Annotated in this window: 18 protein-coding genes and 2 tRNA genes; 8 read left to right on the top strand and 12 right to left on the bottom strand. The window is 40.4% G+C overall.

Going from position 1 to position 20,171, the window contains the following annotated elements; translation table 11 throughout:
- Positions 1-100: 100 nt before the first annotated feature.
- A complete protein-coding gene (locus B3E00_RS00775; protein ID WP_293936291.1) occupies positions 101-940 on the top strand; it encodes an aldo/keto reductase in 840 nt (279 codons plus the stop codon).
- A gap of 62 nt (positions 941-1,002) precedes the next feature.
- Here B3E00_RS00775 and B3E00_RS00770 read toward each other — a convergent pair whose 3' ends face one another.
- A complete protein-coding gene (locus B3E00_RS00770) occupies positions 1,003-1,653 on the bottom strand; it encodes a peptidylprolyl isomerase (protein ID WP_209579950.1) in 651 nt (216 codons plus the stop codon).
- A gap of 212 nt (positions 1,654-1,865) precedes the next feature.
- On the opposite strand from B3E00_RS00770, the gene mgrA reads away from it, so the two are divergent.
- On the top strand, positions 1,866-2,906 hold the full coding sequence (mgrA, locus tag B3E00_RS00765) for an L-glyceraldehyde 3-phosphate reductase (RefSeq protein ID WP_293936289.1): 1,041 nt from the start codon (positions 1,866-1,868) through the stop codon (positions 2,904-2,906).
- A 57-nt stretch (positions 2,907-2,963) separates the two neighbouring features.
- Here the strand turns inward: mgrA and B3E00_RS00760 are convergent, their stop codons facing one another.
- From B3E00_RS00760 to B3E00_RS00745, 4 genes are all read right to left on the bottom strand, one after another.
- Complete coding sequence (locus B3E00_RS00760) at positions 2,964-3,497, bottom strand: DUF1697 domain-containing protein (RefSeq protein WP_209579944.1); 534 nt, start codon at positions 3,495-3,497, stop codon at positions 2,964-2,966.
- A gap of 9 nt (positions 3,498-3,506) precedes the next feature.
- Positions 3,507-3,809, bottom strand: a complete 303-nt coding sequence (locus B3E00_RS00755) for an MGMT family protein (protein ID WP_293881371.1) — start codon at positions 3,807-3,809, stop codon at positions 3,507-3,509.
- Positions 3,810-3,969: 160 nt separating this feature from the next.
- Positions 3,970-4,239: an ASCH domain-containing protein gene (locus B3E00_RS00750; RefSeq protein WP_293936286.1), complete on the bottom strand. Its 270-nt coding sequence runs from the start codon at positions 4,237-4,239 to the stop codon at positions 3,970-3,972.
- Between the two features lie 437 nt (positions 4,240-4,676).
- Positions 4,677-4,753: transfer RNA gene (locus B3E00_RS00745), tRNA-Arg, on the bottom strand.
- Positions 4,754-4,938: 185 nt separating this feature from the next.
- Here B3E00_RS00745 and B3E00_RS00740 point away from each other — a divergent pair.
- Positions 4,939-5,457, top strand: a complete 519-nt coding sequence (locus B3E00_RS00740; RefSeq protein ID WP_293936283.1) for a YceI family protein — start codon at positions 4,939-4,941, stop codon at positions 5,455-5,457.
- A gap of 55 nt (positions 5,458-5,512) precedes the next feature.
- Positions 5,513-5,597 (top strand) — tRNA-Ser (locus B3E00_RS00735).
- A gap of 107 nt (positions 5,598-5,704) precedes the next feature.
- On the opposite strand, the gene B3E00_RS00730 is transcribed toward B3E00_RS00735, so the two are convergent.
- The 5 genes from B3E00_RS00730 to B3E00_RS00710 all read right to left on the bottom strand — a co-directional run bounded on the left by B3E00_RS00730 (position 5,705) and on the right by B3E00_RS00710 (position 12,432).
- The gene (locus tag B3E00_RS00730; RefSeq protein ID WP_293881365.1) at positions 5,705-6,070 is read right to left on the bottom strand and encodes a response regulator; all 366 of its coding nucleotides are present in this window, start codon (positions 6,068-6,070) and stop codon (positions 5,705-5,707) included.
- A gap of 68 nt (positions 6,071-6,138) precedes the next feature.
- Entirely contained in the window at positions 6,139-6,969 is an 831-nt protein-coding gene (locus B3E00_RS00725; RefSeq protein WP_293881363.1) for a CheR family methyltransferase, read from the bottom strand.
- Positions 6,970-7,341 carry a response regulator gene (locus tag B3E00_RS00720; protein ID WP_293881361.1) on the bottom strand — a complete coding sequence of 124 codons (372 nt, stop codon included), beginning with the start codon at positions 7,339-7,341 and terminating at the stop codon, positions 6,970-6,972.
- A 14-nt stretch (positions 7,342-7,355) separates the two neighbouring features.
- Positions 7,356-10,958, bottom strand: coding sequence for a response regulator (locus tag B3E00_RS00715; protein WP_293936281.1), 3,603 nt, complete (start codon positions 10,956-10,958; stop codon positions 7,356-7,358).
- Entirely contained in the window at positions 10,945-12,432 is a 1,488-nt protein-coding gene (locus tag B3E00_RS00710; protein ID WP_293936278.1) for an ATP-binding protein, read from the bottom strand. The genes B3E00_RS00715 and B3E00_RS00710 overlap by 14 nt, the downstream gene beginning before the upstream one ends.
- 145 nt (positions 12,433-12,577) lie before the next feature.
- Between B3E00_RS00710 and B3E00_RS00705 the strand changes: the two genes are divergently transcribed.
- The 4 genes from B3E00_RS00705 to pdeM are packed head-to-tail and all read left to right on the top strand — an operon-like array spanning position 12,578 to position 18,307.
- On the top strand, positions 12,578-13,576 hold the full coding sequence (locus B3E00_RS00705) for a ligase-associated DNA damage response exonuclease (protein WP_293936276.1): 999 nt from the start codon (positions 12,578-12,580) through the stop codon (positions 13,574-13,576).
- 8 nt (positions 13,577-13,584) lie between these two features.
- A complete protein-coding gene (locus tag B3E00_RS00700; protein WP_293881353.1) occupies positions 13,585-15,165 on the top strand; it encodes an ATP-dependent DNA ligase in 1,581 nt (526 codons plus the stop codon).
- 17 nt (positions 15,166-15,182) lie between these two features.
- Positions 15,183-17,645: a ligase-associated DNA damage response DEXH box helicase gene (locus B3E00_RS00695; RefSeq protein WP_293936274.1), complete on the top strand. Its 2,463-nt coding sequence runs from the start codon at positions 15,183-15,185 to the stop codon at positions 17,643-17,645.
- Entirely contained in the window at positions 17,642-18,307 is a 666-nt protein-coding gene (pdeM, locus tag B3E00_RS00690) for a ligase-associated DNA damage response endonuclease PdeM (RefSeq protein WP_293936272.1), read from the top strand. Before B3E00_RS00695 ends, pdeM begins: the two co-directional genes overlap by 4 nt.
- Before the next feature lie 14 nt (positions 18,308-18,321).
- Here pdeM and B3E00_RS00685 read toward each other — a convergent pair whose 3' ends face one another.
- Both B3E00_RS00685 and B3E00_RS00680 read right to left on the bottom strand, forming a co-directional pair.
- Positions 18,322-19,284, bottom strand: coding sequence for a helix-turn-helix transcriptional regulator (locus tag B3E00_RS00685; RefSeq protein WP_293936270.1), 963 nt, complete (start codon positions 19,282-19,284; stop codon positions 18,322-18,324).
- Positions 19,285-19,375: 91 nt separating this feature from the next.
- Positions 19,376-20,167 carry a heme ABC transporter ATP-binding protein gene (locus B3E00_RS00680; RefSeq protein ID WP_293936268.1) on the bottom strand — a complete coding sequence of 264 codons (792 nt, stop codon included), beginning with the start codon at positions 20,165-20,167 and terminating at the stop codon, positions 19,376-19,378.
- Positions 20,168-20,171 lie beyond the last annotated feature (4 nt).

Raw genomic sequence — 20,171 nt, 5'->3', positions numbered from 1 at the left:
AACACTATCGCATTAGCTTAAAAGTATTCCTCTTGACATTTCAGTGACTAGAGGCATCAACCGAAACCCTATTTTAGCTCAAATCAAAAAACAACTGACAATGAAATCAATTCAATTGAACAATGGAACTGAAATTCCATCCATTGGGTTTGGAACATGGCAAATTCCCGATGGAAACGAAGCTTATCAGGCAGTTAGAGAAGCACTTCACTCCGGCTATACCCATATTGACACAGCAGCTATTTATGGAAATGAAAAGAGTATTGGAAAGGCCATAAAAGACAGTGGAATCGACCGCCATTCATTATTTGTTACCACAAAGCTCTGGAACACCGAGCGCGGATACGACAAAACGACCGCAGCTTTCGAAAAATCGCTAAATGATCTACAAATGGATTATGTTGACCTTTACTTAATCCACTGGCCTGCCAACGAGACACAATTTGAGCACTGGGCCAAAATCAATGCCGATACATGGCGAGCCTTTGAAGATTTATATGAGCAGGGAAAGGTAAAAGCCGTTGGCGTGAGTAATTTCCCAAAAGAGTACCTTGAAAAATTATTGGAGACAGCCAAAGTAGTACCTGCCGTGAATCAAATTGAATTTCATCCGGGTTATCTTCAGAAGGATACTGTGGCGCTATGTCAGTCCAATGGCATTCTTGTTCAGGCTTGGTCGCCGCTTGGTTCTGGAAGAATATTACGCGATGAGACACTCCTTAAACTGGCAAAAGAAAAAAATACAAGTGTTGGGCAAATCTGTATTAAATTTGCGCTGTCTCAAGGAATCTTACCCCTGCCGAAATCGACCAATCCAGATAATATAAAGAGAAATTTAGCCATTGACAGTTTCGAGCTGACAGAAGACGACATCAAAACTATTCAATCATTGCCAGAAATGGGATTTTCTGGATCGAATCCTAAAACAGTTGCCTTTTAGCTTAAAAAAAAAGGACCCTTGCTGGAATAGCTACATGCAGCGTCTAGTAAGGGTTTATACGATTATTTACTAATCTCAACAATCTGGAAGGGCACTTTTTGAAGTGGATAATCTTGATTGTCCGTTTTTAGCCGGCTAATTTTCATAATTACCTCAAAACCTTCATAAATTTCACCAAAAACAGTATAATCATGATCCAGTCTTGGCTGCCCACCGTTGTTTAGGTACTCTTTCCTTTGTGTAGCAGTATATTTTATACCTTTCTTTAATTCCAAATTATCTAGTTCCGTTGCTGTAATTTTCTTCCCAACAACAAAATAGATCTGATTCAAAAAAGACGCCTTTTCGGGATTGCCGTCTCGTCCGGCGCCAAGTGCGCCCATTTTATGAAAAGCACGATCGTCGAACTCTGCCGCCAGTCGTGGTTGTTGATGAAGAGGATCTGCAGCCTCACGTTTTGCAATATCTATATCATGCTCTCCACCCTGAACAACAAAATTTTCGATAATCCGATTAAATAAAGCGTCGTGATAAACATGATCTCGAATTGAACGCAACATCAAATCACGATGATGAGGCGTATAGTCATAAAGCACAGCTTTAAAATTACCGAATTCGGTCTTAAAAAGCAGGTGTTTTGACTGTGCATAACAATTGACTACAGTAATTAAGACAAACCATAGTGTGATCTGAACTTTCCTTATCACTTCCATAAAACAATTTTTTAATGTGTATAAAAATACATTAAATTTAGCTTTGCCAAAGCCAAACTCGAACAGTTTTCTTTATATTTCGCACTACACTAAAAATAGTTCAAGATTTATCCTAAAATTTCCTCACTCTAAAAATTTTCGAGCATAGCTTGCAATTAAAATTTGCAAATAAGCCAAAATTTATCTTAGTTTATAGGAAACTTATCAAAACTATGCAGTATACAGCAAATCCAGAAAGATACCAAAATATGATCTATAACCGCTGCGGCCAATCCGGCCTTTTATTGCCCGCAATATCTTTAGGCATGTGGCATAATTTCGGAGACGACACGCCTCATCAAACCAAAGTAGATATCTGTACAACGGCATTTGACCTTGGCATTACGCATTTCGATCTTGCAAACAATTATGGACCACCTGCTGGAAGTGCCGAAAAAGCCTTTGGACAAATATTAAATGAACAATTGCACGGCTTACGGGACGAAATAATCATTTCATCAAAAGCAGGTTATCACATGTGGAATGGGCCATATGGAGAATGGGGCAGCCGTAAATATTTGATCTCAAGCTGTGAGCAATCACTTAAGAGACTGGGTATCGACTACGTCGATATTTTCTATTCCCATCGTTTCGACCCCAATACCCCCTTAGAAGAAACCATGTTGGCGCTGGATCATTTGGTCCGTAGCGGAAAAGCGCTTTATATAGGTATTTCATCTTATAATTCGCAAAGGACTAAGGAAGCTTATACGATCCTTAAATCATTAGGGACACCCTTTATTATTCACCAGCCCAGCTATTCCATGCTTAATAGATGGGTAGAAACTGACGGCTTGCTTGACACCTTGGAGTCGATAGGAATTGGCTCTATTGTATTTTCCCCGCTGGCGCAGGGCATGCTCACCGACAAGTACTTGCATGACGTCCCTCAAGACAGCCGCGCTTCGCAATCTAAATCACTTCAGAAAAAATTCCTAAACGAAGAGAATCAGAAAAATATCCTTTCTTTACATGCTATCGCACAGCGTAGAGGACAATCTCTGGCGCAGATGGCTATCGCTTGGGTCCTACGTAAGAAACAGGTAACATCGGCGCTGATCGGTGCATCAAAACCGCAGCAAGTTAGTGATTGTGTAGATGCGCTAAGAAATCTGTCTTTTAGTCAAGAGGAGATTCAAGAAATAGATCTCTATGCAAAAGACGGTCATATTAACATCTGGGCTAAATCCGCTGAGATTGATCAAGAACAATAAATCAGTGCTGAGAAAAGTATTGAAAAGACAAAGAGCCCAAATAGAAATGGGCTCATTTTATGATTCGCCCATTTTTTTCAATACCTTCCCAAACGTATTTATATTACGGCTCGTCATTTTATTTTTCAAATTCTTTTTCGCTAACACATTTCCAAACGCAGAATCCAAGGTATTTCCTTTGGGCACTTGCCAATAAAAAATAGCGTTGACTATTTCAGCGTTCTCCCCTGACAAATGCATTGAATTGTTGAATTCGTCCATCAATATTGTTTCGACTCCATCTAGTCCCACAAATGCATATACATTAAAATCCTCATGCTTATCGAAAGGATTATTTTTCTCCAGTAAACACACTTCTTCCTTTGACCGGATAAACAAAGAAGCGTCATATAAAAAATGTGTCGACATGCATTCTTCCATTAGGCGCTTCAGCAGTTCTGCCGGCTGGTCAGATGAGAAGATAATATTTCCAGAAGCGAGTATCGAACTTACATCCGCCACACCTGCATTTTTAAAGACCTGGCAAACATCTGCCATTTTCATATTAGTTCCTTTTACATTGACTCCACGTAGAAAAGCACAGTATTTCATTTCTTTAAATTAATCAATTAATTCCTTCATTGGATCCCAAAACAACTGTTTAAAATCCTTGACTCGAAAGTTCTTCACAACAAGCCCCTCTGCTTCCAAACGTTCCTGAAATCCAGGCACTGCTAACAATCCACCACTTGAAATCACTCGGTGGGCCGGAACATCGGCCGGACATCCACCCATTGCCTTGCCAACATGCCGCGAATGATTGGGATAACCTAAGGCCTTGGCAATCGCCCCATAGGTCGTCACCCGTCCCTGTGGGATCAGTTTAGCTACCTCACATATTTGTTTTTTGAATCTCTCCTCCATATTAACTCTCTTTTTTGTAACCCAAATTATTAATATGGAGAGTCAGCCGACACCTCTCTCCGTCAATTTGGGTAATCACTATTACTAATCCAATTATTTCTTTTGCCAGAACGTCTCAAGGTACTCGCAGACACGTTCCATTTCAATAGTTGGCTTTAAATTATGCTTGCTCAATTCGCGCATATAATAAGTCCAATATACTTCTTTCCAATAAATCTCCTTCACCTTCGATAAAAGCATACTCATCTGTCATATCTTTAAACCTTACAATCTCCACTTTAACGGTCTTGGTGACCGCTTTGGGAATTCCATGCCAATCGGTGATGATAGCTAGGTCTCTAATTGCAGGTAACTTTCTTTGTTGATTTGCAATGCTGTTAAAGAATGTGTAGTAGCCTGTTTGATACCTTTCCGTACAATTTCGGCACATTCGTCTGCATCCATCTTGTTATCACAAAAGTGGTAAGAAACCGGAACTTCTAATCATTAAATACTGGATTTCCATTTTGAATTTCTTTCCATATAGCTACCTATCATATTGCAATTTACAAAATAAAGTTAGGAAGTATGTGTCCATATTGATCCATTATTGCCATTTAGTAAACCTGTCCTTATAAGTTGGTTTAATTATCGCAATTTTTGACCTGTAATCGCTGATAGCTGTCGGAAAATATGCTACAAAATAGAATTTTTGAAAATTATAAAAATATTAAATCGGATGATATCCAAACTTTAGCCCCAAACTTTCGGTTTGATCCAGAAAATGCCGTTAGATCGTTAACACGGGCCTCGATTTGACTAGTTACAACACTGGTAAAATGAAAAATCGGACTTAATGAGGTTATTAAGGCCGATCTTTAACACTTTTGGTACGCCAATCAGGATTCGAACCTGAGACCGTCGGTTTAGAAAACCGATGCTCTATCCAGCTGAGCTATTGGCGCGTTTCTTTCGGTAATGCAAAAGTAGACATTTGCATCATATTTCCAAAATATCACTTCTATTTTTTTGTGGTTTTTCAATAACTAGTTGCATTTCAACAAGATTATTTTATTGATGTAGGTCAAACAAAATGAATAAAACAGCTGTTACCTTTGTGTTATTAAACAAATAATAAAAACATAAAATTATGGCACAAGGAAAATGGGAATTAGACGCCGCACATAGCGAGATAGAATTCAAAGTAAAACACATGATGATCACAAACGTTAAAGGAAACTTTGACATTTTTAAAATAGATGTTGATGCAGAGGGAGAAGATTTTAAAAATGCGCTTGCGAAAGTGGTTATTGATACGTCATCTATCAACACACGTAATGAACAACGTGATGGCCACCTAAAAAGCGCAGAGTTCTTTGATGTAGAAAAATACCCTGAGATTACTTTCGAAGCAACGAGTTTAGAAAATGATGAGATTAAAGGAAATCTGACGATACGTGATGTTACTAAACCCGTATCATTCGACTTAGAGTTTGCAGGTATACAGAAAGATCCTTGGGGAAATACCAAAGCTGGATTTATTGTAGAAGGTAAAATAAAACGTTCGGAATTTGGACTTAGTTGGAATGCTGCACTGGAAACGGGTGGCGTGATGGTAAGTGATGAAGTAAAATTTAGTGCTGATATTCAGCTTATAAAAGCTCAATAAGCTCGATTTATAAAATAAAATTTGGTGGAAGAGTAAAAATTCGTACTTTTGTCGCGGAGAGTTGGCAGAGTGGTCGAATGCGGCGGTCTTGAAAACCGTTAACTGTCACAGGTTCGGGGGTTCGAATCCCTCACTCTCCGCAGAAAAAGCCTTTCATTTCTGAAAGGCTTTTTTTATTGTAGTTTTAGAGAGTACAAAAAAAGGGATCATTCCGAAACTCTTCGAGCAGATACGCACACCAATTTTGTTAAGTGATATATTTATTTACAATATTTTCTAGATCTTCCAAATCAAATGGTTTGGATAGAAAATCATCTGCTCCAGCACGATCAGCCAGCGATTGAATATCGTTGTTGGCCGAAACATAAATTACGGGAATATGATTAAATCGAGCATCGGCTTTCAGCAATCTAGTCGCTTCCACACCTCCTATATTGGGAATCCAATTGTCCATCAAGATGAGATCTGGCTTAGAAGATTCGACCCGTGGGATAATGTCATGTGAAGTTTCGGAAACTTCAACATTCAACCCTAAATCAATTAATACAACAGTTATGACTTCCAAAATAATGGTATCGTCATCAAATATCAATACAGTTTTTGTTTTACTCATAAAATAGTTAAAATACTTTGCTCGCTACGTTTAATATTGAACAGAAAATCATATCTAAAAGTATACGGCTACAATGTATAAAGTTTTTTCCAAATTTTTTGATTCCCAACAGCCGTAAAGTTATGCTGAATGCTAGAAAATCGTATCGTTTCTTTACTACCTAAACCCAAATATCCTAAATTTTCAAGACTCAAGTCAAACAATTTAAAAACTCGTTCCTGCAATTCCTTATTGAAATAAATCAACACATTGCGGCACAAAATCAATTGAAAACTGTTAAACGAAGTATCCGACACCAAATTATGCGTTGATATAATCATTTTTCTTTTCAATTCATCATCAAATTTTGCCCACTCATAATTAGCAGTATAATAGTTCGAAAAATCCTGCTTCCCGCCTGATTCCATATAATTTTCGGAGAAAGTCTTGACCAAGCTCAACGGGTAAACGCCATTACGCGCAATTTCAAGAACCCTAGGATTAATGTCTGTCGCATAAATCAATGACTTATGATATAAATTAGCTTCTTTTAACAAAATGGCCATAGAATACGCCTCTTCACCTGTAGAGCAGCCAGCAACCCAGATCCGTATTAAAGGATAGGTTCCCAATTGAGGAAGAATTTCTTCTCGAAGTTCCCGAAAAAACAGCGGGTCCCGAAACATCTCTGTCAAATTTACAGTAATCTCTTCAACGAAGTGTTGTAGAAATTCGACATTGTCTTTCAAAGCAAATCTGAGTTCAGCAAAGCTTGCCAATCGATCGTTGGTCATAATTCGATTGATTCTTCTCTTGATGGAAGCTCTACTGTACTGCAAAAAATCATAGCCATATTGACGGTATATATCCTCAAGCAAGATATCGACCTCATCGTCTCTTATAATATTATAGCCCAACATCTAAATCAATCTTTCAATTTCAAGCGCCAATTTATCAACGTCAATAGGTTTCGAAACATAAGCTTGCGCCCCAGCATTTAAACATTTTTCTTTATCCCCACTCATCGCTTGTGCCGTCACAGCTATAATAGGTAACCGACTATTGGAATTCAACTTTCGAATTAACTGGATTGCTTCATAACCATCTACCTCAGGCATCATCATATCCAACAAAACCAAGTCAATCTGATCTTCAGTTTCCAATAGTCGGATCGCATCAAGAGCAGAATTACTGCTCAAAACCCGATATCCCTTGGCCTTTAGAGTCAAACGCAGTGCAAAGATATTTCGTTGATCGTCGTCTACAATTAATATCACTTTATTTTTATCCATATATCCAACCTTCCTTAATTTTCATATAACCACACACGCAATAAAGACAACAATTGATCAATATCCACCGGTTTGGAAATATAATCAGACGCACCAGCCTGAATGCATTTCTCCCGATCACCAATCATCGACTTTGCCGTAACAGCAATAATTGGTAGTGCGACGTATTGGGAATCCTGACGGATATTTTTGATTGTCTCATAGCCATCCATCTCTGGCATCATCATATCCATCAGCACGATATCGACGGATTCCCCCGAAGCAAGGACATCTAGGGCCTCTTTGCCATCCATGGCCGGAAGGACCTTTACCTGAAATTTCTCCAAAGCTTTGGTCAAGGAAAAGATATTGCGAACATCATCATCAGCTACTAGTACCTTCTTTCCTTTCAACACATCGGTTAATGACCCTAATCCATTATTTTTCCTTTTTATATCATCTGCATTATTGACCTCTATCAAATGCAAAAACAATCCGACTTCATCAAGAATACGCTGATAGGAATGTGCAGTCTTCACCACAACTGAATCTGCATATTTCTTTATCTTAAGTTCCTCAGACTTGGACAGATTTTTTCCGGTAAAGATGATGATAGGTAAGTTTTCAAGACCTTCATGCTGCTTAATAGCCTCCAAGGTATTGTACCCCATTTCATCTGGCACCCCCATATCCAAAATTACACAATCAACGTCTGCCGTTCGCAAAGCTGTAATACTGTCTTCAACGTTATTTTTTACTTCGAGGGAGATATTAAAATTACTTAAAAAATAAGATAGTGCACTTGCATGTTTGGGATTTTCCTCCACAATAAGTACCTTCTTCGGCGAGGACTTTAGAGCCAATTCAATCTTTTGAAATATGTTTGTCATTTGCTCTAAGGCAACAGGCTTATTTATGAAATCAATCGCTCCTTTTAATAAACTTTCTTTTTTTACCGCTAGGGAGGACATGATATGCACGGGGATATGACGTATTTCCTTATTCCCCTTCAATCGATCCATCACTGCCCATCCATCCATCACGGGCAATTGTATATCCAATAAAACAGCAGCAGGTTTGTATTTTAATGCTGCCGGCAAAGCGTGGTCACCACGCACCACCACCACTCCCTTATACTTTTGTGTGCGTGTGTACTTCAATAGGGCCTTAGCAAAATTAACGTCGTCCTCAACAATCAATATTACCTTATCACCCTCTTTAATCGTATCCCGGTCATCAGGTATTTCCTCGGGTATAGGAATTGTTAATGGATCATAACCATCTTCTTTAATTAGCTCAATGACGTCCTCCACCTCTGAAGATATCTCATCAACAAGCTGCTCTTCCTTTGTCAGTACCTCACTAACCTCAATTTTATATGTTGGAATAACAAACAAAAATGTACTGCCTTTCCCCTCCTCACTCTCCAACCGAATCTCTCCACCCAAAAGACGAGCAATCTCACGGCTAATAGACAGCCCTAAACCTGTACCTCCATACTTTCTTCTTGTCGATCCATCTGCCTGTTGAAAAGCTTCAAAAATGACTTTTTGCTTATCAAGAGGTATACCGATACCAGAATCAATAACGGCAAAAACCAACTTATCCTTATCCTGGGAATCTTCGTAAATATCCAGGCGTATCTCACCTTCCTTGGTAAATTTTATTGCGTTCGAAATCAAATTGCGAAGGACTTGGTCTATTCTAAGACGATCCCCCTCAAATCTTGTAGCCACCTTATCGCTGATATTCGTTTTGAAAACCAATCCCTTTTCTTGTACAATTGGCAAAAACAGACTATCTAAATCTGATAAGATATCGTTCAGATCCAACGTTGTATATTCCAAAGTCATCTTGCCGGATTCAATTTTAGAAAGGTCTAAGATTTCATCAATAAGTGTTAACAAGCTTGATCCCGAACTCTGAATGACTTTGGCAGACTCAATCTGATCTGAATTCAGATTTTCATCGACGTTCTCTGACAGTAACCGCGAAAGTAGCAAGATTGAATTGAGCGGCGTACGGAGTTCGTGCGACATATTGGCTAAAAATTCCGATTTATATTTCGTGCTCATCGCCAGCTCCTCCGCCTTCAGTTGGATTTCCTTATTGCGTTCCGCAATCATTAGATTTTTATCTTCAAGCAATCGAGAACGCTCTTCCAGTTCTTGATTGGATTGTATCAGTTCCTCCTGTTGAACTTTCAATTCCTCTTCCGAAGATTGAAGACGTAGGGTTTGGGCCTCCAGTTCTGCATTTAAACTCTCAAGTTCCGCATGTTGTGTCAACAGCTCTTCAGATTGCACTTGGGTCTCTTCCAATAATGTCTGAATCTTTGCACGTGCCTTGGCAGACATCAGCGCAATGCTGATCTGTCTGGCACATTCATGTAGAAATGTCAGTTCAACCGCAGTAAAATTGTTCATTTGGCCTATTTCTAATACTCCTAGCACTTTATCCTCAACCAATAAAGGTAAGAATTGAATATATGGCACATTAATTTTTCCGTTAGCAAAACTTACTACATAATCCGCCGTATTAATATTATTTAGTGTCTTTGTTTGCCGGTCGCTATATACCTGACCGATATAGCCTTCGCCAGGTAAAAAAGATTTTTGCACCTGACTATCCAGTCCATAGGTACCCATTAAGATCAATCTCTCTTCATTAAAAATATAAATTGCACCACTAACCGCTTCCATATAGCTCACAAGGGTTTTAATGGAGTCCGCAGCAATAGCATCTTGGTTTTTATTCCCCATTAGTCCTATATAGAGTTGAGCATAACCCGTATGCAGCCAGTCATTATCCGTAAGTTGGCCAAAGGATTTCTGCAGCGCTTTAGACATCCTATTAACAGATTTCGCTATCGCTCCTAGATCGTCATCCTCCACCTCTTCCACCCTTACATCGTATTCCCCAAATGCGATACGATTAGTAATCCTTTGGATTAAATTTAAACGTTTTGAAATTACTTCATCTTTTTCCCGAAGTGATTTTTCAAGCGTCAGGCGCTTTTTGAAATCTACCCGTAACCGAACATAAAAATAACTGGTAATGATAAGTGAAAGTAAAGCACTGATTACAATAAATAATGTCGTAATTGAAGAGGAATTATCCACTTTTGCCGATTTGCGGTCAATATTCTCATCCTCATATTGAATAATTTCATCGATAATCTGACGGCATCTGTCCATCACCATTTTACTGCGATCCAACTGCGCTACGCTAACCACCCCACCCTTTCTTTTGGTAGCTACCGATTCCTTTAAAATTTCCAACCTCAAGTTTGCTGCTGTTAGAAAGCTATCCACCTTAACCCCTTGTACCGGGTCCTGATGAGTTAGCATATCCATTTCCTTTAATTCGGCAGGTAAGTTCGCTAATGCATTATTAAAAGGCTCTAGATAGCTCTCCTTTCCGGTTAATAGAAACCCTCGATTCCCAGTTTCAGCTCCTTGCAAAGAATTAAGCGCGCTATTCGATATATTGATAATCTTTCTTGTCACGGCAAGCTCCCGACGATGCCTGTTTTGTTCCTGAATTCCGATATAGGAAGCCGTAGAACTCATGAGCAGCACAATCAAAGAAAACCCTATTCCCCAAGTTATATTACTGAGCATCTTAGTATTTGGCATCTTCGGGTATAGTTACAGGTAAAGTAAAAGAAAATGTAGCTCCTTGTCCACCCGAACTTTCAACAGAAATAGTTCCTTGGTGGGCACGAATAATTTCAGCGCAGATATAAAGTCCTATACCTAGTCCCTGAAAATCAAATGACGTTTCTTCTACACGGTAAAATTTCTCAAAGACATCGGCCTGCTTTTCCACAGGTATTCCTATTCCGAAATCAATTACACTGATTTTTACGGTATCACCAATAACAGTACAGTCAACAATTACTTTTTCCGTACCAGCAGCATATTTGTAAGCATTGGTCAAAAAATTAACCAGCACCTGTTCAAGGCGGATCTCATCACCATAAATCTGTACATCTGTAACATCACCTGTCGTTAGCAGTTTCATATTGCTTTGGTCATGCGTCTGGACAATGGAGTCTATCGCACTTTTCACCATATGCTCAAGCGGAAATACTTTTTTATTAATCAACAACTTCCCGTTATCGATCTTTGAAAGGTCCAAAAGGTCAGAAATCAGGCTATTAAGTTTATCTACCTGCCCCTGCACCCGTGTTACATATTTTGCTTCGGCGCTCTCTTCATCCAATTTTAGCTTTCGATCCAGTAATTGCATGTATGCCTTTATGCTTGTCAATGGTGTTTTCAACTCGTGGCTCGCGATACTAAGAAACTCATCTTTTTCCTTTTCTGCCTTTTTCTGTGCGTCAATATCTGTAAATGTTCCTACCCATTTACTTTCGCCTTTTTCTAAAATGGGCCACACACGCAAAAGTTGATACAGATATTCACCACAAGCCCGCCTTTGAATACGAACCTCCATTTCGAGTGGTTTTCCCGAATGAAGACTGGCATGAACCTCCCTCTCAATAGATGGATCGCCAGGATATGTCTGCGGAAACTTTACAGCATCATCAGAAAACTGAAACCAGCGGCCATTCACAAAATCAATAGTCCCCTCATGATTACATGTAAAAGCGATTTGTGGCAGAGACTCCAGAAGTGTATGCAAATAGTCTACTTTCGAACTTAATTCTTTCTGTGCCTGCTTTCGCCGTTCCACTTCCAGTTCCAACGTTTGCTGAACATCTTTAAGTGCTTGCGTCTGTTCATATAACCGATAGAATGTCTTGACTTTCAACAGGAGAATATCAGGATCAACAGGCTTGGTTACATAATCCAAACCGCCCGAATTATACCCTTTCGTGATAAAACGCTTATCCGTATTTACAGCCGACAAAAATATTATCGGAGTTTCTTTCGTTTTGCTAAACCCTGCAATATTTTCGGCCACTTCAAAGCCATCCATATCCGGCATCTGAACATCCAGTATAATTAATGCATAATTATATTTTAAAATCTTCCTTAAAGCTTCCTCCCCAGAATGAGCGGTATCAACTTCAAAATTTTTGGATTCAAGTAACTTTTGTAACGAGTAAATATTATCCGGATTATCATCAACAATTAATATCATAGTGTATTTGAACTTAGCATCAAGGTTAACAAATCTAAAAAAATTTAACTGAATACCACTAATCGAATTGAGGAATCCCAAAAGCTAGATCTATAGGAATGAAATAAGTAAAACTTTAGTGTGTCAAAGGCTGTTTTATTGCTATATGATACGTTTTACATCGAAAGGTATATACTGTATTCCGGGCAAGTTTTATCTTGACCCTTGGAAACCTGTTGATCTGGCAGTTATCTCCCATGGTCATGCAGATCATGCTCATTGGGGAATGAAAAAATACCTCTGTCATCATTTTACAGTAAATATCCTTCGAAGCCGCATAGGGCCTGATATTCAAGTTCAGGGACTGGCTTACAATGAACCAATACAGATTAATGGTGTACGTGTTTCTTTGCATCCCGCGGGGCACATCATTGGCTCCGCCCAGATCAGACTCGAATATAAAGGGAAGGTGGTTGTATTTACAGGAGATTATAAAATACAGGACGACGGCTTATCTACGCCATTTGAACCAATTAAGTGTCATGAACTTATTACAGAAAGCACTTTTGGTCTACCCATTTATCGTTGGGAACCAGTTGCTACGCAAAATGAACGCTTGCAGTCCTGGATCAAAAACAATCAGAGCAATAAAAAAACGTCTGTATTTATAGGATATTCACTCGGAAAATCGCAGCGCATTCTAAATGCAGTCCATGAGATGGGTCCAGTATTTGTGCATTATAGTATTGCTAAACTGAATGGAGCTTATCGTCAAGAAGGGATAGGATTACCGCCCTATCAAATTGTAGATCTAAAGGATGGCGTCAAAGTACTGGACAACCAGATTGTATTGCTTCCCCCTGCCTTATTGGATAGCCAGACCCTTCAGAAGATACCTAATATGGCTTATGCGATCTGTTCGGGATGGATGCAAATTCGAGGTGCACGAAGATGGCGTAGTGCTGATGCAGGATTTGCGATCAGTGACCACGCCGACTGGGCTGGTTTACTGCAAGCTGTACGTGAAAGCGCGGCCGAAAAAGTATATGTCACACACGGGCAGACGGCAACATTCGCCAAATACCTCAATGAAATCGGTATCGAAGCCGAAGAAGTCACGACTCAGTACGGTGACGAAGAAGATCCTCAGCCCCAAACGACTTAAGATAGCCCATGAAAGAATTTGCGAACTTAATCAATGCATTGGATAGCAGCAATAAGACGAACTTGAAAAAAGAAGCTATCTTGGAGTTTTTCAATCGAGCCTCTGAAAAAGACAAACTTTGGTTTTTAGCACTGATGACAGGAAAAAGACCTAAACGTAGCATTGCAGTAAAGGACCTCAAGACTTGGACATTAGAAATAACAGAAATTCCTGAATGGTTATTTGTCGAATCTTACGCAGCTGTAGGAGATTTGTCTGAGACCTTATCCTTACTTTTACCACCTGCATCGCAACTGATAGAAAAAAGCTTAAGCGAGTGGATGGATGAAATTATCTCCCTGCAACATGCCTCAGTTACGGAAAAGAAAACTTTTGTTCTACATTCCTGGAATGTATTGACGACAGTCGAGCGTTTTATTTTTAACAAACTTCTTGGCGGAAGCTTCCGTTTGGGGGTTTCCGCAAAAGGCCTTATCAATACCATAGCGCAATATACAGGTACCGAAGCCAGTGCTGTAGCACATAGCATCATGGGCGAGTGGAATCCGAATGAAGTCGAGTTCGAAAAGCTTGTTCGCGGTGCATATAGTGATACAAAACTGTCCAAACCTTATCCTTTTTGCCTCGCTTATCCCGTTGAAAAAGATCCTGAGCAGCTAGGACAGATTACCTCATGGCAAGCTGAATATAAATGGGATGGCATCCGCGGACAGCTGATCAAACGCAGTGAAGATATCCACATCTGGTCTCGTGGCGAAGAGCTCGTCACCGCCCAGTTTCCGGAAATTACGGCAGCACTTGGTCAGTGGAAAGGAGATTTCGTGCTGGATGGAGAAATTCTTGCTGTCAAAGACGGACAGGTACTCAACTTTTCCGAACTTCAAAAACGGATCAATCGCAAAACGATTCCGAAAGCGCTTCGAGACGAAGTCCCTATTTCAGTTTACCTTTATGATCTATTGGAACTCGATGGCAACGATCTCCGCAATGAGCCTCTAGCCTATAGGCGTTCTTTACTAGAAAAACTCCATGCCGAAAATCGGGATACTATTTTAGAATTGTCCCCCTTGATACATGCTCAGGACTGGACAGCACTCCAGCATATTCAGGCGGCAGCACGCGAAATTAACAGTGAGGGAATTATGCTTAAAAGAATAGATTCCACCTATCATGCAGGCCGCAAAAAAGGAGATTGGTGGAAGTGGAAAGTAAATCCGATGAGCATCGATGCTGTACTCATTTACGCGCAAAAAGGAAGCGGCCGCCGCAGTGCTCATTACACAGATTATACCTTTGCCGTAAAAGATGGAGATCATTTAGTCACTATCGCCAAGGCTTATTCAGGACTTACCGACAAGGAAATCCTTGAGGTGAGCCGATTTGTGAAAAAGAATTCAATCGAAAAGTTTGGCCCGGTGAGAACGGTTAAACCCGAACTTGTTTTTGAGATTGCCTTTGAAGGAATAGGATACAGTAAACGCCACAAATCTGGTGTAGCATTGCGATTTCCGAGGATATTGCGCTGGCGAAAAGATAAAACTGCTGCGGAAATCGACGAATTGGATAACGTTAAAAAATTGATACAATAAAAGTTTGATAGCATACAGTGAGCGATAAAATAGTACAAAGTGAGGGATTCCGAATTGTAAACAATTATTTTGAATCCCAAGGAAATAGTCCCTTTAGCTTTCAGACAAAGGCCTGGGAGAAATACGCACAGGGCTACAGTGGTTTGGTCATCGCTCCCACAGGATTTGGAAAGACTTTTTCGCTATTTATGGCGGTATTGATAGATTTTCTAAATAAGCCAGAGCGCTACCAAAAGGGGTTAAAACTACTGTGGATAACTCCATTACGCTCTTTAGCAAAAGATCTTGCCCGTGCCATGCAAAAAGCCATAGACGATATCGGACTGGATTGGGTAGTCGAGGTTCGCAACGGGGATACCGATGCCAAGGTGAAAGCCAGACAGACACGATCGATGCCTGATATCCTCCTCGTTACACCAGAAAGTTTTCATTTGCTACTCGCGCACAAACAACGCGAAAAGTATTTTAAGAATCTCCAATGTGTCACGGTCGATGAATGGCATGAACTTATGGGCAATAAACGCGGTGTTATGGTCGAACTTGCTCTCGCTTTCCTCAAATCACAATATAGAACAATGCGTGTTTGGGGTATTACAGCAACAATTGGCAATCTTAACGAAGCGATGGAGGTTCTATTACCAACAGAAAAAAAACGCATTCAAATTGTTGCCAAAGAAAAAAAGAGGATTGCAATCAAACCAATTTACCCCAGCAAAGTGGAACTACTGCCCTGGGCAGGTCACTTAGGAGGAAACCTCGCCGATCAAGTCGTTCCTATTATACTCAACAGTAAAAGCACGATTCTCTTCACGAATACACGCAGCCAAAGTGAAATGTGGTACCAGCTCCTTTTACAGGCTAACCCCGACTTTGCTGGACAAATCGCCCTCCACCACAGCTCTATAGATGCGCACATACGTGAATGGATCGAGGAGAATCTCAGCAGCGGTAAACTTAAGGCTGTCGTATCCACCTCTTCATTGGATTTAGGTGTAGATTTCAAGCCTGTGGATACGGTTATTCAAGTTGGATCAAGCAAAGGTGTAGCCCGATTTATGCAACGTGCTGGTAGAAGTGGACATAGTCCTTTCGAAACATCAACCATCTACTTCGTTCCAACACATTCACTGGAACTTATTGAGGTTGCAGCATTGAAAGATGCAGTGAAAACGCAAACCATCGAAAACCGCGATCCGATGGTGCAGACTTTTGATGTGCTTGTTCAATTCATGGTAACGATCGCCTTGGGCGGAGGATTTCGTTCGGAAGAACTGCATGCGACTGTCGCTAATACCCATGCTTTTAGATATATGGAAGAGCAAGAATGGCAATGGTGCATGTATTTTATTACCGCAGGCGGAAAAATCGGTAAACGCTACGAAGAATTCCACAAAGTTATACAGGATGAAGAGGGAAATTGGATTATCAAAAACCGTCGTTTGGCTCTGCTGCATCGGCTGAATATCGGTGCCATTGTAGGCGATGCCATGATGCGTGTCAAATTTCTTTCGGGCGGCTACATCGGAATGATCGAAGAATACTTCATAAGCAAACTCAAAAAAGGCGAACGGTTCATACTCGCAGGACGAATCTTAGAACTTATTATGGTTAAGGACATGACTGTATTTGTAAAAAATTCATCCGGAAAAGCCATAACGCCAAGCTGGCTTGGCGGCAGACTACCGCTCTCGTCCAATCTCAGTCACTTTCTTCGCAAAAAGCTCTCGGAATCCCAAAATCCCCCATCAAACGAAAAAGAACTGCAATTCCTAGCTCCCCTTATAGCAAAGCAATCCTCCCTTTCTGCAGTACCGAGCGAATCGGAATTCTTGGTTGAGCATATCAAAACCAGAGAAGGTTATCACCTCTTCTTCTATCCTTTGGAAGGCAGGCTAATACATGAAGTGATGGCTGCCCTCGTCGCTTATCGTATCAGCAAATTGTATCCCATCAGTTTTTCCATGGCCATGAATGATTATGGGTTTGAGCTCTATTCCGATAAAGAAATTCAACTGACCCAAACACAGCTCGAAGAAGTATTGAGCCGTAAAAATCTAATGGAAGATGTAATAAGCAGCATAAATTCCGCAGAAATGGCTAGCCGCAAATTTAGAGATATCGCTGTAATTTCAGGATTGGTTGTCCAAAACTATCCGGGCACCCAGCAAAATAACAAATCTTTACAAGCTTCATCTGGAATTATTTTCCGGGTACTGATGGAACACGATCCCGACAATTTACTCCTCAAACAAGCTTTTAGCGAAGTATTCAATCAGCAATTGGAAGAATATCGTTTAGTAAAAGCATTCGATAGGATTAATAATAGCAAAATACGTTATACCTTTGTCGAAGAATATACGCCACTAAGCTTTCCCATTAAGGTGGACAGTCTTCGGCAGTCGTTGTCGAGTGAGGTACTGATTGAACGTATTCAACGAATGGAAAAGACCAACGCGCAAAAAAAGAAACGTAGAAGATGAAGCTTTTTGAACAAACAATCACATTCAATAAACAACAATTAACACTTAACAATCACAGGTCTATATTTTGGAAAGCAGAAAAAGCATTGATCCTATCAGACCTCCATCTTGGCAAAGCTGCACATTTCAGAAAAAACGGCATTGCCATCCCCACTGATACAGCTATTGCCGATCTGAAACGACTTGAAGAATTAGTAGATCACTATAAACCCGATCAAGTTATTGTCGTCGGTGATCTCGTTCATGCAAGCATCAATCGTGAAGTTCTGTTATTGGAAGAGTTTAGAAAAAAATATACTGGGCTCCAGCTCCACCTGGTCAAAGGAAATCATGATCGGCTATCGAAAAATATCACCGAGCAATTTGCTATCCAACACCATGACGAAGTTTTTGCTCTACAGCAAATACAATTTAAACATCATCCTTCCGAAGCAATCGATCCATCATCCTTCCGGATTAGCGGACACCTACATCCTGGCGTGAGTATCGTTATACCACCAAAGCGGCAACTTCGCCTACCCTGTTTTTTAGTCTCTGAGCATCAGATCATCCTACCTGCATTTAGCAAATTTACAGGAATTGACAGCAGGGAACTATCGATTAAATATCAATGTTACGCAATCTCAGAAGATCTCATTTTTCCTATTCAAAAAGGCAGGTAGCAAGAAAAATTTAATTAGATTTTGAGCTCGCCGGGCGAGATCCCGTAATATTTTTTAAAAGCACTGCTAAAGTTATTCTGATGGCCATAGCCAGTTAACAATGCAACCTCGTAAACTGTCATTTTGTCTTCCAAAAGATAGCTTTTGGCCTTTTCCATTCGTACGCGTATAAGGTAATCGTGGATAGTAACAGAGAAATACTCTTTAAAATCTTTTCGGAGTTTACTCTCACTGGTGAGTACCTCTGCGGCGAGTTCCTTTTGGGTTGGTGGATTCGCAATGCGTTGTTCTAAGATTTGCCTAGCCATCTCCAAGCGTTGCACATCCTCTTCGTGGAATAAGGAGTTACTACTTTCCTTCTTCTCGTTATATTGCTCAAATTGGTACATTAATAATTCTACAATACGCGACTCGGTATGCAATCGGCGGATCTCACCTTTTTTTTTGGATTCAATCAATTCAGCTATGGTATGCTGCATCTCGTAGGTTGCTATCAGGTCCTCTTCCGAGAAAGATGCATACTCTCCCTTTTCGATCTCGTGCATAAATTGTTGGTGCAACAGAGAGTCACGTTTAATCAGATTGAGATAGTATTCCTTGGATATAACGGCTATAAAGTAGGTATATTCGATCCCAGGCTCTACCTCATGAATGGATTTAACCGAAGGAATATAGCGGATATTATGCCTGCTCATCCCATAAGGTAATTTGCTGTCCGTCGGCTTAAAAAATATAAACTGACTCGTGATAGTCTCCCCTTCAATCTCCGTAAGCACTTGCACTGGCCGATCAAACTGCATCTTTGAATGCAGGATAAACAACCCTGAAGTGGATAGCTGAAAATTCTCCATATGGACGGGATCCTTGGATATGGATATTCTATTTTCGACCAAAGGTTTGTCGGGAACATAGCCGTCCGGAATTTCTTCTTCAAAAAGCCAATCTGCCAACTCTACTATTTTACTTTTCACCAACATGATTACAAATCCTAAATAAGCCTGAAGCAGTTAAAATTAACGAAATAAGATGGTATTCTAAAATTATTTATAATCTTTCTAAATAATACGGTTAATCCAAGTCAATATCCATTTCCTCCAACTGAACATACGGTTTCAGTGTTCTTGGATTCATAATGACGTTTGATTCCACCGAAAAGATGGTATAAATTTCCTTTTTGGCGAGCACCTCTACAGGCGTTCCATGAAAAAGCTTACGCCCATTTTTTAGCATGAGGATACGATCGGCATACATTGCCGCAAAATTGACATCATGCACAATCAGCACTACCATAAATCCTTTACGGGCAAGCGCACGGGCTATCGCAAGGACTTTCTGCTGATAGTGTAAATCGAGGGCAGAGATTGGCTCATCCAATAACAGCAGTGAATCCGGATTGTCCCAGACCTGTGCCAAGATGCGTGCAAGATGGACACGCTGCTGTTCGCCACCCGATAAGCTCAGAAAATCCCGCTCAGCGAAAGCCGACACCCCACAAAGCTTCATGGTTTCCGCAACGACACTATAGTCATGTTCCTTCGGTGTATTCTTGTAATGCGGATACCTTCCCATCAGCACAATTTCCTTCACGTTAAAGCTTAGCGTCATCTGCTGCTGCTGGCTCAACAGCGCCCTGCATTTAGAGAGCGTCGCTGGGTCATATGTCGATAAAGCCCTTCCATTAAGATGAACAGCTCCCGAATCAGGCTTCTTTTCACCACAAAGCACCCCCATCAGCGTAGATTTACCCGCGCCATTGGCTCCTAGAATTGCTAGAACTTCACCTTTGCGCACCTGAAAGGTAATATCCTTCAGGAGCTTTCGTCCGTTCACTTCATAGTTGATCTTCTCTACACGTAGCATAATG

The organism is Sphingobacterium sp. UBA5996 (assembly GCF_002429765.1).
In the GTDB taxonomy this organism is placed as follows: Bacteria; Bacteroidota; Bacteroidia; order Sphingobacteriales; family Sphingobacteriaceae; genus Sphingobacterium.
This window is presented reverse-complemented; position numbering and strand designations above follow the sequence as displayed.

Coding starts and splice junctions, on each gene's coding strand:
- B3E00_RS00725 (WP_293881363.1), bottom strand. CDS start 6,969: ATGTTGGGCTATAATATTATAAGAGACGATGAGGTCGATATCTTGCTT.
- B3E00_RS00755 (WP_293881371.1), bottom strand. CDS start 3,809: ATGGAGGAGAGATTCAAAAAACAAATATGTGAGGTAGCTAAACTGATC.
- B3E00_RS00740 (WP_293936283.1), top strand. CDS start 4,939: ATGGCACAAGGAAAATGGGAATTAGACGCCGCACATAGCGAGATAGAA.
- B3E00_RS00710 (WP_293936278.1), bottom strand. CDS start 12,432: ATGATATTAATTGTTGATGATAATCCGGATAATATTTACTCGTTACAA.
- B3E00_RS00700 (WP_293881353.1), top strand. CDS start 13,585: ATGAAAGAATTTGCGAACTTAATCAATGCATTGGATAGCAGCAATAAG.
- B3E00_RS00685 (WP_293936270.1), bottom strand. CDS start 19,284: ATGTTGGTGAAAAGTAAAATAGTAGAGTTGGCAGATTGGCTTTTTGAA.
- B3E00_RS00720 (WP_293881361.1), bottom strand. CDS start 7,341: ATGGATAAAAATAAAGTGATATTAATTGTAGACGACGATCAACGAAAT.
- B3E00_RS00760 (WP_209579944.1), bottom strand. CDS start 3,497: ATGAAATACTGTGCTTTTCTACGTGGAGTCAATGTAAAAGGAACTAAT.
- B3E00_RS00730 (WP_293881365.1), bottom strand. CDS start 6,070: ATGAGTAAAACAAAAACTGTATTGATATTTGATGACGATACCATTATT.
- pdeM (WP_293936272.1), top strand. CDS start 17,642: ATGAAGCTTTTTGAACAAACAATCACATTCAATAAACAACAATTAACA.
- mgrA (WP_293936289.1), top strand. CDS start 1,866: ATGCAGTATACAGCAAATCCAGAAAGATACCAAAATATGATCTATAAC.
- B3E00_RS00715 (WP_293936281.1), bottom strand. CDS start 10,958: ATGCCAAATACTAAGATGCTCAGTAATATAACTTGGGGAATAGGGTTT.
- B3E00_RS00705 (WP_293936276.1), top strand. CDS start 12,578: ATGATACGTTTTACATCGAAAGGTATATACTGTATTCCGGGCAAGTTT.
- B3E00_RS00775 (WP_293936291.1), top strand. CDS start 101: ATGAAATCAATTCAATTGAACAATGGAACTGAAATTCCATCCATTGGG.
- B3E00_RS00680 (WP_293936268.1), bottom strand. CDS start 20,167: ATGCTACGTGTAGAGAAGATCAACTATGAAGTGAACGGACGAAAGCTC.
- B3E00_RS00770 (WP_209579950.1), bottom strand. CDS start 1,653: ATGGAAGTGATAAGGAAAGTTCAGATCACACTATGGTTTGTCTTAATT.
- B3E00_RS00750 (WP_293936286.1), bottom strand. CDS start 4,239: ATGTGCCGAAATTGTACGGAAAGGTATCAAACAGGCTACTACACATTC.